Source organism: Paenibacillus sp. FSL M7-1414 (assembly GCF_038003195.1).
Lineage (GTDB): Bacteria > Bacillota > Bacilli > Paenibacillales > Paenibacillaceae > Paenibacillus > Paenibacillus amylolyticus.
Genome location: NZ_JBBOOS010000001.1, coordinates 5,021,963 through 5,036,431 on the forward strand (window position 1 = coordinate 5,021,963; position 14,469 = coordinate 5,036,431).

The 14,469-nt window shown below is 44.5% G+C and carries 12 protein-coding genes; 6 read left to right on the top strand and 6 right to left on the bottom strand.

Annotated elements, in window-relative coordinates; genetic code table 11:
- The first annotated feature begins 109 nt into the window (after positions 1–109).
- Entirely contained in the window at positions 110–661 is a 552-nt protein-coding gene (locus MHH92_RS21840) for a TetR/AcrR family transcriptional regulator (protein WP_445744680.1), read from the top strand.
- Between the two features lie 156 nt (positions 662–817).
- Here the strand turns inward: MHH92_RS21840 and MHH92_RS21845 are convergent, their stop codons facing one another.
- Positions 818–1,405 (bottom strand): imm11 family protein, encoded by a 588-nt coding sequence (locus MHH92_RS21845; RefSeq protein ID WP_340906243.1) that lies wholly within the window; start codon positions 1,403–1,405, stop codon positions 818–820.
- Positions 1,406–2,148: 743 nt separating this feature from the next.
- On the opposite strand from MHH92_RS21845, the gene MHH92_RS21850 reads away from it, so the two are divergent.
- Together MHH92_RS21850 and MHH92_RS21855 are read left to right on the top strand one after the other, a co-directional pair.
- Complete coding sequence (locus MHH92_RS21850) at positions 2,149–2,952, top strand: phosphotransferase (protein ID WP_340906245.1); 804 nt, start codon at positions 2,149–2,151, stop codon at positions 2,950–2,952.
- Between the two features lie 232 nt (positions 2,953–3,184).
- Complete coding sequence (locus MHH92_RS21855) at positions 3,185–3,946, top strand: ankyrin repeat domain-containing protein (RefSeq protein ID WP_340906247.1); 762 nt, start codon at positions 3,185–3,187, stop codon at positions 3,944–3,946.
- A gap of 159 nt (positions 3,947–4,105) precedes the next feature.
- On the opposite strand, the gene MHH92_RS21860 is transcribed toward MHH92_RS21855, so the two are convergent.
- Positions 4,106–5,143: an NAD(P)/FAD-dependent oxidoreductase gene (locus MHH92_RS21860; protein WP_340906249.1), complete on the bottom strand. Its 1,038-nt coding sequence runs from the start codon at positions 5,141–5,143 to the stop codon at positions 4,106–4,108.
- A gap of 21 nt (positions 5,144–5,164) precedes the next feature.
- Positions 5,165–5,551: a winged helix-turn-helix transcriptional regulator gene (locus tag MHH92_RS21865; RefSeq protein WP_127551824.1), complete on the bottom strand. Its 387-nt coding sequence runs from the start codon at positions 5,549–5,551 to the stop codon at positions 5,165–5,167.
- Between the two features lie 140 nt (positions 5,552–5,691).
- On the opposite strand from MHH92_RS21865, the gene MHH92_RS21870 reads away from it, so the two are divergent.
- Complete coding sequence (locus tag MHH92_RS21870) at positions 5,692–6,045, top strand: DoxX family protein (protein WP_340906252.1); 354 nt, start codon at positions 5,692–5,694, stop codon at positions 6,043–6,045.
- Positions 6,046–6,272: 227 nt separating this feature from the next.
- Here the strand turns inward: MHH92_RS21870 and MHH92_RS21875 are convergent, their stop codons facing one another.
- Positions 6,273–7,202: a DUF5050 domain-containing protein gene (locus MHH92_RS21875; RefSeq protein WP_340906254.1), complete on the bottom strand. Its 930-nt coding sequence runs from the start codon at positions 7,200–7,202 to the stop codon at positions 6,273–6,275.
- Between the two features lie 213 nt (positions 7,203–7,415).
- Here MHH92_RS21875 and MHH92_RS21880 point away from each other — a divergent pair, with 213 nt between their 5' ends.
- A complete protein-coding gene (locus MHH92_RS21880) occupies positions 7,416–9,374 on the top strand; it encodes an AraC family transcriptional regulator (RefSeq protein WP_340906255.1) in 1,959 nt (652 codons plus the stop codon).
- 180 nt (positions 9,375–9,554) lie between these two features.
- Here the strand turns inward: MHH92_RS21880 and MHH92_RS21885 are convergent, their stop codons facing one another.
- Together MHH92_RS21885 and MHH92_RS21890 are read right to left on the bottom strand one after the other, a co-directional pair.
- Positions 9,555–11,204 (bottom strand): exosporium glycoprotein BclB-related protein, encoded by a 1,650-nt coding sequence (locus tag MHH92_RS21885; RefSeq protein ID WP_340906257.1) that lies wholly within the window; start codon positions 11,202–11,204, stop codon positions 9,555–9,557.
- Positions 11,205–11,238: 34 nt separating this feature from the next.
- On the bottom strand, positions 11,239–11,598 hold the full coding sequence (locus MHH92_RS21890; RefSeq protein WP_340906260.1) for a hypothetical protein: 360 nt from the start codon (positions 11,596–11,598) through the stop codon (positions 11,239–11,241).
- Between the two features lie 904 nt (positions 11,599–12,502).
- Between MHH92_RS21890 and MHH92_RS21895 the strand changes: the two genes are divergently transcribed.
- Positions 12,503–14,437, top strand: a complete 1,935-nt coding sequence (locus MHH92_RS21895; RefSeq protein ID WP_340906261.1) for a carbohydrate-binding protein — start codon at positions 12,503–12,505, stop codon at positions 14,435–14,437.
- Positions 14,438–14,469 lie beyond the last annotated feature (32 nt).

Below are 14,469 nucleotides of genomic sequence, written 5' to 3' on the forward strand. Positions count from 1 at the left end.
TTGAGTTAAATAAATTCTAGCACATCCCTTCTTCATCGTCTATTTATTTCAGTTGAGTTAAATAATATGATATTCTGTGTGTATGCCAAAAATCGTGGACCATGAGAAGATGAAGAATATTATCGCTGAAGCTACTTGGAAAATCATTAGTGAGAAAGGCATTCATCATGCAACGTCAAGAACGATTGCGAAGGAGGCCGGATTATCACAAGGCGCTTTAAGACATTACTTTTCAAAACAAGAGAGTCTATTAGCGTTTGCAATGGAGTTAGTTAAGGAAAAGGTACTTACTCGAATAAAAAATCTGAATGCAAGAGAACTGGCGCCTCAAGAAAGAATTGTTGAATACTTGCTCGAACTAGTCCCGACGGATGAACAAACATTATTGGAAATGGAGGTTTGGTTTGCATTTGTAAGCTATGGAAAAACGCAAAAAGGGTTCGACGCCAATTATGAGGACCTGCAAAACGCAATCAAGAACTGCATCATGTACTTGAAAAATGAAGGTCTTCTGCGTACAACCGATGAAGAGAAGGAACAAGAAAAACTGTATGCCTTTATGAATGGGATGGCTCTCAATTTGTATCTAGAGCCGGATAAGATAAATAGAACACGAAGCAAAGAAATGATACAAGACTATATCAATTGGATTATACGTTAAAGGAAAACTTGATGCATAGATCAGAGAGCTAAGTCAGCTGACCCGCGCCAAGCAAAATACACAAGAAAGTCCGGTGGCTACCGGGGAAAAATAAAGACTAAAGAGCCCACGTTTTGTGTGGGCTTCTTTGTGCTTCCATTATATCCATGTAGCATTTTAGATGCTTACATTTCCGACCTCTGTAACGTTCAGATTCAGCCTATGTTTTCGGCATACTTCGTAAAAATCTTTTGAAACAATGGGTTTGAAGATATTTATATAATCCAGCATAAAAAATTCATGCTTGCCAATTCGCTCTTCATGAAGGCAGATTCGAGATACAACTTTGACGATCTTACGTGGAGGTTGTTGTACAGATGCAGCAATGACCGCTTTGCGCCCATATTCCGAACGTTCATAATCAAAAACATCCAAACGATCAAGCTGATGTGCAGTCCAATAGGTTTTTTCAACCGCACGACCGTCGTGGTAACACACCGTTGTCGGAATAAACTGTGTATTTGTTTTCGTTTCCTCCAACAGCGTTTTAAAACGATCTGATACGTGTCTCGTTCCTGTGATCGTCTCAAAATAATCTACGTTCAGGTTACGCACCGTAGGCACTAACTCAACCTCTGCCGTTGCCCCCTCAGGCAACGGATTCTCTATCGCCAAATAATTCATATCTAATTGGGGAGTGAAGGTTGTTCCGCCACTAATAAACCCTCTACGTGGATATTGAGATTCCAGAAAATAATAGTTCAAAGAATGATGTCTCCTTCCGAATGAAGTGCATTTTAATCAATTATACGGGTCAAATAGCGATAAATAAAACACCAAGACAAGTTAGATTCATCTTTTGTTGGTGTACTTTTTCATTTTTATAGACTACATAGAGGCCCACATCGAACGATGCGGACCTTCGTTAGGGTTATATTGTTTTAATGAATCTAGCACACGCTATTTGCTCTCATTAGCACAGGTTTAAATTCTAACGAATCCCAGAGACGTTATTTCGCCAAATTGGTCCATTTTTAAGGTATTGACACCGTTTTATGACGGATTAGCGTTACTGAGGTTCGTTAAACCTTGTATTCGTTAATAATCCACCATTTAAGATGTGCTAGGTTCGTTAACGCTTGAAACGAGGGGGATCGATAGGAGTGAAGTCGCTCCTGCCTTTGCATAGTTATATGGCGAGTATCCATTATTTTAATAGATGCCTTGTTCCATAATAAAAGATGTTCATTGAAATGTAAGATGGCTTCCCAGCTTCTTAAAATCATTGGTCATATATTAGTCAATAGAGAGTCAATTTGCATGCAAAATAGGGGCCGGATCACCCACTAACGTGAGTACCCGACCCCTTGCTTTGATATACATATGAATATACAGACCTTAATCAACACTTTAACAGATCGAAAAGAAACAGTCTATATTTTTGGGAAAATGTTCTATATATTTAGGTTGCTGGCCGGTAAAATACAGTTGAAACGGAGTTTAAGTCGATGATGTCCAACAACCATCTTACTCGTGAAGAATTACAGGATTATGTGCAACATGTAATTGGCGCCAGTTACCTCATAACGCAGAGCGCAAGAATACATGGAGGTGCACAAAAAGTCATTTACAAAATTGACTGCACGAATGGTTTTACTTGTATGCTGTACGTTTGGGATATTTCCAGCAACTATTTTCAGGAAGAGATCTTGAATGAACCCACTTTCCACAGTTCCTATGGCAGCGAACTTTTCTCTTTGAATACTCGCTTTCTCGCTCAACATGGAATTCGAACACCAATCTTGTATGATCTAAATAACGATAGAGACCAGCACTCTTATGATTTTGCTCTTGTTGAGTATGTGGATGGACAGAAAGCCGAAGCGCTTTTCCAGCACAGAAATCACAAAGATCGGGATGAGTTGTTTCAACGGATCAGGGATATGTTGTCTAATATGCATGGAATCCAAAGAAACGTTTATGGAAACGCCAACGATAACAGTAAAAAAGCTGGGCCTTGCTACCAAGTTCAACGGTTGGATGCCGAAACAGCCTTATCCTATGCATCCAAACACATGACAGATATAAGGAAAAATGACGAAAGGTTGCTTGAGAAACTTTGCGAATTGGAAGCAGCAATTCAACCCAGAGATCTCTATAGTTTCATTCATGGAGAGTTAGGTCCAGATCATATATGGATAGATCATGCTATGCAACCATGCCTTATTGATATTGAGGGCGCAGGATTCTTCGATCTCGAAATGAGCATAGCTTTCTGGAGTTTCGATTTGGAGACTTTTATCATTACTTAAAAAATAACGATCTCGACCCGGAGCGGATGACATTTTATCGATTTTGCCATCATTTGTCCTTGATATCAGGAGGACTGAAACTGCTTCACAGACAATTCCCCGATCAGCAATTCGCTAAAGGGCTTGCAGAGTATCATGCCAGATGTGCAGTTCAAATGCTTTCATGAATATGGATATAAGCCTGGAAGGAGATTTGAGCATGGAGTTTATTCACGAAGATGAAAAACTTGCAGTGAGCGTTATTCAAGCCATTCACACTGGAGATATTCCAACGTTAGAGCAACTGCTGGCAGAGAATCCGGGATTGGCAAAGATAAGAATATTGGAAAGAAAGCCTGACAACGTAGATGCAGACTCCAGTATCTCTCGAACGCTGCTGCACGTGGTGACGGATTGGCCGGGGCACTTCCCTAATGGAGCCGATGCCGTGCGAGTATTGACCAAGTTCGGTGCGGAAGTGAACGCTCCTTTTGTCGGTCCAAACATCGAGACACCTTTGCATTGGGCTGCAAGCTCCAATGATGTTCAAGTGCTTGATGCCCTTCTTGATGCTGGAGCAGACATTGAAGCGCCTGGCGCGGTGATCGCCGGTGGCACGCCGCTGGATGATGCTATTGCTTTTGCACAATGGGATACAGCACGGCGCTTGGTTGAGCGCGGCGCGATCTTTGCCCTTTGGCATGCGGCCGCCCTTGGAGATATTCACGCCATACAAGAACATTTTAAAGGAGCCCAACTCCCGGAACGTTATCCTTGGGGAACAAGCACCTCCCCTTCTCCCCCCGATGCAGTAACCGTTGCCTTCTGGTGTGCTTGCCATGGAGGTCAAAGAGAGACAGCAGAGTACCTGCTTGACCGAGGCGCCGAACTGAACTGGATAGCCAGCTGGGATGGAATGACTCCACTGGACACAGCAAAACGTAATTTTTCATTGAAACTGATCCCGTGGCTTGAAAGTCAAGGTGCCAAATCCGCTAGCGAGATTCACAGGTAGATGAATAGCTTGGCATGGAATTGCCAATCGCCAGCGGCTGCGAATACAGTTATGAGGAGAATCCGGTGGCTACTGGGGAAGTGTAGAAGACTCCAACAAATAAACACAACGAAAAGGACATCGCCACTTGAGCGATGTCCTTTTCGTTGTGTGGTGATTCTAAAACCGTGAGAGGCGACAAGGGTCTAATTCATTTCTTGATTTGCCATCAATAATTTCACTTGCAGCCAGATTCGCAATCAGCGGCGCCAGCGTAATTGCAGAATGCATTACCGTCAGATAAAGTCCATTCATGTGATCATGGAAGCCCACAATCGGATAACCGTCTTCAGGCATGGGTCTCCATCCAACCTTTATGCTCTCCAGTTCCAGTTGATTTCCGTGCTTGAGACTGCGACGCAATGTGTCGTAAGCTCGCTTACCGACCGCCTGTGGTCCGTTTTCCTCCGACTCGTCGATATAATCTTCCGCAGCCAGCAGCGTATAATCTGTCAGTTGACGCGCTTCAAATTGCGCATTGGAGATTAATGTGTGTATCCGTTTATTAGCAGTTTTCATCCGAATCAGAATTGAAGGTGACGAAGTTATTGGCACGTGACAACCTAACGGGTTACAAAGTTCGGGTGTACCTGTTCCTGCGGCCAATACCACAACATCCGACTCCACAAAACCCTTGGATGTATGAACACCAACCAGACGGGAACCCTCTTGCTTCAGCTGTGTAACGTTGGTGTCGAACTGAATCTTTGCTCCGTACTCTTGCGCTTTGCTCAACAACAGCTCCGTTACCGCAATAGGGTCCACCGCACCTTCTTCGCTGACAAACATGGCTTCATCCGGATATTCCTTCAGATTGGGCTCCAATGCCTCAAGCTGCTCCCGGTTTAATTTTTGAAAGTGTTGCTCCCTTAGAGGCGGAGTGTCCCAAGTTAGCGCACCATGCCAATGAATTTTCAGTTCGGACAACTCTTGCTGAAGTGTGTGATACTCTTCCACAGCTGCATCGTACAAATGCCAGTATTCAGGAGCCACTCTATGCGTCGTATGTATCCAGGCAAATGATTTTTCCGTGACTTCACGCGCCGCGGCTGAGTGGCGTTCAATAACAGTTACATCTTGATTTCGTTTGGCTAGATGATAGGCCATACACGCCCCAACAATCCCTGCACCAATGATCACAATTTTTTGTTTATTCAAAACTAACTCTCCCTTGTCACCCTATCCCCCCAAGGAATCGATTTTCCGAGGTTCGGATGGGTGTGCTCCTTTTTCGTCTTCTTCGCTGTACAGCTTCTCCATATGCTGCATATGGCCGGCTCCCCAGTCGCTCATTGTCTGGAGCACAGGTTTCATGAGCTGTCCGTACTCCGTAATCGAGTATTCGACCTTAGGCGGAATTTGAGCATATACTTCGCGATGCACAATATCGTGATACTCCAGTTCTTTTAACTGCTGGGTCAGCATTTTTTTCGAAATATCTGGAATGGCTTTTTGTAATTCGCTGAACCGCATTGTACCGTTGCTCAACAGTCGTAGAAGAATCAAAGATTTCCATTTACCCGTAAGGATATCCAAGGCCGTTCCGAATTTACAATATACCGTCATTCTTATTCCTCACTTTCTGACCATACCCAGGTATACTTTTGGTTACCTGGTTAGGTTTAAGTGCCTACTTCCAGATTGGGCCTTCTCACTTTAGTATAGAGGCAGATATTAAAATCGAGCAAGTGAGGGGATAAGAAAAGATGAATGTAACGTTATGGATCGTACAACTTATATTGGCGCTAGGCTTTGTATATTCAGGATGGATGAAAACCATTCGTATCGAGTCGTCAAAAAAGACCTGGGCCTGGGTCAATGATGTGCCAAAAAGTCTAGTTATTTTGATCGGAATCGCGGAGCTACTCGGAGCGCTGGGCCTTGTTTTGCCTTGGGCGCTGAACATCACTCCGGTGCTTACGCCGATCGCCGCAATCGCTTTGGCTACGGTCACCCTGTTCGGGATGCTGTTTCATGTTTGGCGTAAAGAGTACCGGGAGCTCGGCGTTAATATCTTCTTTATAGTTCTGGCATTGATCATAGCCTTTGGAAGACTATAAACATCGCACTAAGTAAACCTTCGTGGTCCGCTATGGCTCAGACGTCTCGGCTTGCCCTAACGGATGTGATCACACTGGAAGAAGCGGGTCACACCAATATGAAGTTGTATTCCGAAAGTTGGAGCGACTAGATCAATATAAGGAGAATCCAGTGCTACCGGGAAAACATATTGAAAAGTGACAAAAAGCCCGCCAGGAAGGCGGGCGAATATGACCAGATTTATTATTCACTTTCCATCAAGCCCAATTTTATACACATCTCCTTTTGGAAAGGTTAGGAATGCAAGACTGTTTTCAACTTGTCCTAAGAAGCGGTCATAATAATCTAAAGAAGCAAATTTATTCTTCTTACCTGTATAGCGATTATAAACATAAATAATACTTTTAGTATTGCCTACTTTGTCTATCGTATTTTTTCGGTAATAGAACTTATTATTCAAGTATGCTAAAGGAAGAATATAACTATCTGATGCAAATGTCTTTTTTCTGGCTCCATCCAACTCTGCAAAGACACCTCTGGAACTATAGCCTCCATCTATCATCTCAGAAAAAAACAACACATTACCATAAAATTTGTATACTGACACACCTTTTGAGGATAATGATTTAGTTGCGGTACCATCTTTTTTCATACGATAAAACAAATCTGTATGCCGCTCCGTATAGTATACATACTCTTTATTAATCTCAAAATTATAAAAAGGAGATACAGGCAAAATAATCTGTTTCTTCGTACCATCTGTCTTCATTGAGCCATAAGACAAATCATCGTACAAATTACCGTTGTATTCACTTTTCACAAAGTAAATCGTATCTCCAGCAACATCAAAACTTGCAAAATTATCATCTCGGGATACGTAAGCGAATGCCGAACCATCTGTTTTAATCTTAGCGATAGAATAATGATCTTCTTCGTCCTCTACTAAAAAATAAATCCAATCCCCAATAATTTTTTGCTGTGAAGCTTGCTTATTATAAATAGATTTCGTTGTGCTTTTTTTGCCTGTAAACGTTGTAAAATTAATACCCACCATTCTTCCGTTGTCGTTATAACCCTCCCATATTAAAGAATTTCCAGAAGTTCCTGCACCATATGCAGGTACCACTCCAAATAACATGATCATACCTAATAGTGCTATTAACAATCTTTTTCCCATCTTGGCTCTCCCTAAAATATGTATTTTTATACATCTGTTATTATAGATCGTTTTTTACCTGCAACACAATTCATTTAGACTTCGGAATATGTATATCGCATTGCAGCAGCTGTATTTCATTTTTTTTTCAAGAAGCCACTAATATTATTATATAATAACCTCACCACATAAAAGGCTGGCTTCAACAGCTCATGGAAGGAAGACAACTCTCTATTGAAAGCAACCTTGAATGTACAAGAACACATACTCATCTGGAATTGTGCATCGCTCAAAATCATGGATGTACGACATATTGTCATACAGGCCGACGAGTGCGTACGTCCTTACCTGTTCCCTGCCAGCGCCTTTCTGTACGTAACGAATGGCAATGCAACCGTGATCTTAGACGGAAATGAGCATGCTACCAAACCATTTTATATGCTTCATGGGGGCAAAAACACCCGTCTGGACATCATCCTAACGGACGAATCCTTTCATTATTACCTGATTTTCTACAAAGCCTCCTTACCGCTACCTGGCAAGCAGCATACACTTCAACAGCCGGATCAACCATTGCCTTTCCACCTCCAGTACGGTTTTATTCCATATCATCCTGCCATCCTCTACGAAATCACTGAGCGAATGCTGGGCGAGTGGAATAAACCGGGACGCTTGGAGCGACTCCATACCAAAACACTATTCTATCAATTTGTATATGAATTGCTCAGACAAATGGATCAACAGCAGGTAAGCATTGTTAGGCCTAACCTTGCTTCTCAGCTTATTCGCTATATGCAGGAGCACTACGCTAAGCCGCTGACGCGGGAAACCCTCGCTCATACATTCCATTACAGCGTCCCTTATCTGTCCAAGTACTTCCGACGTGAAACTGGCGCAAGTCTAATCGATTACTTAATCGGTATTAGGATGAACAAAGCAGTAACGCTGCTGCAAAAGACCGAGTTATCTCTGCAAGAAGTCGCTGCAAGCGTCGGATATGCTGATGTATCCTATTTTATAAGAATGTTCAAAAAACATACGGGAGTCACACCAAAGCAATTCAAGGATGAGTCCGGACAAGTGACAAAAGGTTCTTATCGTCCTATCCTTAGGCTTCGATCATCCATTGCTTCGCGTAAACTCCGTCGTTATATTGATATCAGAGATGATAATCATTATCAACATAGCGAAAAAGGAGATTTACGGATGTATAGAAGCAAACTACCTGTAGGAATTACCCTACTGTTGTGCCTAACTCTATTGGTTAGCGCATGTTCCAGGCCAGCAAACACGAATGGAAGCACTGGCAGTACGCAAAGTCCAACTGTAGGTGCAGAGAGTAATATCAGTAACACCACAACCGGCTCGGAGATGGCAACCTATTCTGCGGTTAACGGTGAAGTACAAATCCCCAAAAAACCTCAAAGGGTCGTAATGGTTGCAGGAGCCTTTACCGGTCATTTGCTAGCTCTTGGCCTTAAGCCTGTTGGAACTGGTGATGAGTCCTTTAACAGTTATACAGAAGGAAAACTCGATGACGTTGTCAACATCGGTAACGATGTACCCTACGAGAAAATCATGGAGTTGCAGCCGGATTTAATTGTCGTTTGGAATGACCCTGAAACGATCGAAAAGCTGTCCAAAATTGCGCCGACCGTCGCTGTTGAATATGGAATACCTCTACGGGAGCAATTGATGGATTTTGGCAAGATGACTGGTAGAGAAGAGCAAGCGAAGGCCTGGATCGCAGAGTGGGATGCTAAGATCGCTGAATATAAACCACTCGTGGAGCAAGCGGTAGGTGATCGCACGGTTTCGATTTTTGATACGGGAAGTGCCAAAGAATTTTATGCCTACGGGAGCTTTGGTAGAGGTGGAGATATTATTTATGGCGAGTTTGACCTGAAGGCACCGCCGATCATTCAGAAGGAAGCCATCGATAGCGGCAAAGGTTGGGCCAAGTTATCACTTGAATTGTTACCACAATATGCAGGAGATTATATCTTTGTAAGTGGATGGACAGGTGATGAGAGTGGAGATTCCGTTTTTGAAGGTCCTATCTGGGATAACCTCCCTGCTGTCCAGAATAATCACGTTTATCGCGAGGAAAGCCGTGGGTTCGTGTTTAGTGACCCAATTTCGTTGGAAGCCCAACTTAGATTTGTCGTAGACAGCCTAACCAAAACAGAGTGAAATTGATTAGGCCACGGTATGTACGAGGCGAGGAGCAATCCTCGTCTTTTTATGTTTTTGTATAGTCCTTATCTTTCATTTGAAGAGAGTTTGAAAACAAAAGCACACACATAAACAGGGACCTCTCACCATGTTGGCAAGAGTCCCTATCTTTAAACTTGTTATATAGCCCATTTTCCGTTAAGTGATGGTAAGGCCGCCACTTGCATATCCCGCTACCGTTGTAGCCACATCAATTCCGGCTGTTACTGATGCTGAGAACACCATAAGCAGGCGGTCACCGGCAGATACCGGAATACTCAGTCCTGTAGTCACCCCGCTGGATATTGTGCCCAGTGCCAAAATGCCGGTCAGTGGAGGAGCTAAGGTTACCAATGCACCTGGTACAGCTGTAAAGGAGTTATTAGGTGTAGTGGATCGGAATAATTGTGCAGTTAAGGTTACTGTAGATCCAACCAAACTTAGTCCGGCTGTTGTGCTGAAATAAGCGGCCAGTGAAGTAATCGTTCCTGCACGCGATGCTGAGAAAGCAAAGTTAAGCAACGTGCCTGCAGCGCCTGTGAGATCAATAATTCCTCCGTTAACACTTACTCCGGTAGAACTGTTACCAAAACCAACTAAACTGGAAGTATTCAAAAGTCCACCCAAAACTGTAGTCAACACAACAGGAAGTCCTGATGCATAAGGAATAATTGTTCCAGAACCACTCGCACCCGTAGCCCCGGTTGTACCGGTTGTACCGGTTGTACCTGTTGCTCCGGTTACACCTGTTGTACCTGTTGTTCCTGTTGCTCCGGTTACTCCCGTTGTACCTGATGCGCCTGTTGCGCCTGTTGCGCCTGTTGCTCCCGTTACTCCGGTCGTACCTGCTGTGCCTGTTGCTCCCGTTACTCCGGTTGTACCTGCTGTGCCTGTTGCTCCGGTTACTCCCGTTGTACCTGGTGCGCCTGTTTCTCCTGTTGCTCCTGTTGTACCTGCTGTGCCTGTCGCTCCGGTTACACCCGTTGTACCTGCTGTGCCTGTCGCTCCCGTTACTCCAGTTGTACCTGCTGTGCCTGTCGCTCCTGTTACTCCGGTTGTACCTGATGCGCCTGTCGCTCCTGTTACACCCGTTGTACCTGCTGTGCCTGTCGCTCCGGTTACTCCGGTTGTACCTGCTGTGCCTGTCGCTCCCGTTACTCCGGTTGTACCTGCTGTGCCTGTCGCTCCTGTTACACCTGTTGTACCTGCCGTGCCTGTTGCTCCGGTTACTCCCGTTGTACCTGCTGTGCCTGTTGCTCCGGTTACTCCCGTTGTACCTGCTGTGCCTGTTGCTCCGGTTACTCCCGTTGTACCTGCTGTGCCTGTTGCTCCGGTTACTCCCGTTGTACCTGCTGTGCCTTGTGCTCCTGTTGCACCTGTCACTCCAGCTGTCCCTGGTGTGCCTGTCGCCCCCGTAGCCCCAGTTGCGCCTGTAGCTCCGTTGATGCTTGGGGTTTCACCCAGCAATTCGGAAGAAACCAAACGATGGGCTGTTACCAATGCGCCTGTGCTGCTCTTACCCCATACGGATACTTGCACAGGATCATTAACCGTCGCTGTTGTTGTAAAAGTAAACTCGAAGGCATCTAAATTGGCAAAATAGTTGTTGGTTACTATTTGATTAGGTGCGATGTCAAAAGACTCACTGACATACAGAACCCTCATTCCACCACTCATGTAATACCCTTGTATTTGTATGGTTGAGGTACTCACATCACTACGGTTATCAATTTTGACTGTAACTGTCTGAGTCGGCCTTACACCGCTAACAGCATTATTTTCTATTGGCCCTGTTGATAAAAAGCTCATCGCTACATCTCCTCTTTTGGGGATTTCTGATCTCCTAGATGTCATTAACTGTTTTTTCGTGCTCCACCACCCGGTGTGCATCTACCAATTGCCCAGAGGCTTGTTTGCCCCACACTGAAATCCCTACTTCCTCCACACCTTCCACGTCTGTTCCAAAAACAAACTCAAAAGCATCTAAATCTGCAAAATAAGTTCTGGTCACTGCTTCATTAGGAGCAATACTGATCACTTCACTCACATATAGCGTTCTTGTTGTGCTTAGCACATAACCCTGAATGGACACTGTTACAGAATCCATCTCAGTCCGACTTGCCAATCTAATCGTTACCTGTTGGGTCGGTCTAACCCCGGAAACCGGATTGTTTTCAATCGGCCCAGTTGACAAAATAGCCATTTTCCCATCCCACCTTTTATGAACCTCTGACTCTAGCAGTATTTGGCATAAGCTCACTAGATAGTAATATTCAAACACTCAATCAACGGTGTGGACAAAACACAGGGGGCACCCCACCATTATCACTTAACAACCTTCTACGCTCAGGGCTTTAGCTATACAAAAACTGGAATATGTACAACAAAGAGAAGAAATTATGCAATGTCAAAGTTGGTCAGCAAGTAAGAGTAGATTTTGTTATATAACCAGGATCGATTCCAGAAAAAAACGAAAATGACCGTTCCCCCGTTAGATTCCAGGGAAACGGTCACAGCTTAAGACGTCTTTTTCTCGTATCTAATTGTTGGCCGTGTAAAGCTATGCTTGAAAGTGTATTTTTATAGAATACGAGATAGTATTTTTACCATCAAGCCCAATGTTAAACACATAGAATAATGATTTTGGTCATCCTCTACTAAAAAATAGAAAAAGATTGTATTATCTTAAAATTGTGATATGATATCGTCAAGTTAATAAACATTTAAAAGAAAATATGAAAGATAATTACATTTAAAAGTGACCAAATCTCTTTCTTCGCCAAATTTCAGTGTTCTAGCCCATTTTATTGAAAGCGATTACAAAAAGAAACCTGACAGATTATAGCTTTTCTAATCGCACCCCCAGATACAGGCTTACTTCGGGTTATAGCCACTCCCCTTGCTGCCGTGACCACATACCCGGTGCACAGGTTGTCTGGCTTAAACCATACATGACAACATGAAGACTTATCCTAACAGCCAACCTAACCATTATTTCAAGAAGGGGGTGACATGAGGAAAATCTTTTCGTTTTTTCGGCATTTCATCATCTCAGCTATCCTGAATTTCAGCTCACCAACTAATCCAATCTCATGGAGGCGAAACGTATGATTCGTAAACCGCTAGTTTTGTTGTTGTCGTGTCTGCTAATCTTTGTCACCCTGCCCGTTGAATCGAGCCATGCAGCCAATGCAGCCGTTGCCAAACTTCCTGGAAACTCTAATCCCCTCATCGATCATAAACTGGGAGCCGATCCTTATGTGCTCGTCCATAACAATCGGGTCTATGTCTACATGACAGGTGATGCATATCTGTACAACAGTGACGGCTCTGTCCGAGAGAACCAGTACAGCACGATTGGGAAAATTAACGTCATCTCCTCAGCTGACATGGTGAACTGGACAGACCATGGTTCCATCCCGGTAGCGGGTGCGAATAATGCCAATAATGGACAAGGAATTGCCAAATGGGCTACCCAGTCCTGGGCTCCTGCCATGGCGAAGAAAACCATTGCTGGCAAAGAAAAGTTTTTCCTGTACTTTGCCAACTCGGGTGGAGGTATTGGCGTACTCACGGCTGATTCCCCCATTGGACCGTGGTCCGATCCAATTGGTCGTGCCCTCCTGACTCACGGTACACCGGGTATGTCCGGCGTAACATGGCTCTTTGATCCGGCTGTACTTGTCGATGATGATGGCTCTTCTTACTTGTATGCTGGAGGCGGCATCCCGAACGATACCAATGCTGCTTCCATTGCCAATCCCAAAACAGCTCGGGTCATTCGTCTCGGTGCCGACATGACCAGTGTGGTGGGCAGTGCTGTGACTATTGATTCTCCTTATATGTTCGAAGATTCTGGCATCCACAAGTATAACGGCAAATATTATTACTCCTACTGCATCAACTTCGCGGGAACACACCCCACTGCATATCCAAAAGGTGAGATCGGATACATGGTCAGCGACAGCCCGATGGGGCCTTTCACGTATAAAGGACACTTTCTGAAAAATCCCGGCGCGTTCTTCGGCGTAGGCGGCAATAACCACCATGCCGTGTTCCAATTCAACAACGAATGGTATGTGGCGTACCATGCGCAAACGGTAAGCAAGGCATTCCTCGGTGATGGTAAAGGGTACCGTTCCACACATATCAACAAACTGACACATAATGCGGATGGAACAATCCAGGAAGTTCAGGGGAATATGACAGGTGTACCTCAGACCACTAACCTCAACCCGTATGTCCGCGTGGAAGCCGAAACCATTGGCTGGCAAGCAGGAATTAACACTGAACCGAGTCAAGCGAGCGGTGGACCTGTAGCCAATCAGAATGTCACTAATATTCATAACGGGGATTGGATCGCGGTTGGCAATGTTGATTTTGGCTCAGCTGGAGCCTCCAAGTTCAAGGCCAATGTCGCTTCTACCGGAAATGGCAACATCGAGGTTCGACTGGACAGTCCGACAGGCCCACTAGTTGGAACACTTAACGTAAGTTCAACTGGCGGTTCGCAAACTTGGCGCGAGATGGAGACCAATGTTACCAATGCTACAGGGGTACATCGTTTGTATCTGGTGTTTACAGGCTCAGGCAATGGAAATCTGTTCAAACTGGACTACTGGCAGTTCACATCCGGTTCGGGCGGCAACCCTAACCCAAATCCTAATCCCAATCCAAACGTTACGCGTTACGAAGCCGAAAATATGACGCTTGGCGGCCAATACGCTGGCGTAATCAGTTCCCCTTTTAATGGAGTCGCTCTTTACGGGAACAATGATTATGCAGCATACAATCAATATTTTGCATTCCCAACCCATCAATTCTCTGTCCGCGGCGCTTCCAACAATAATAGTACAGCCCGTGTTGATCTGGTCATCGGGGGTGTAACCGCTGGTTCTTTCTACTTCACGGGAACGGAGCCGACCGTTCAAACCCTCACCGGCATCACTCACGCTACAGGCAATCAGGAAATCAAGCTGGTCGTAACAACGGATAATGGCACTTGGGATGCTTACATTGATTATCTGGAGTACTCGCTTTAATTCCTAGGACATGATCAATTGGGAGGATAGAA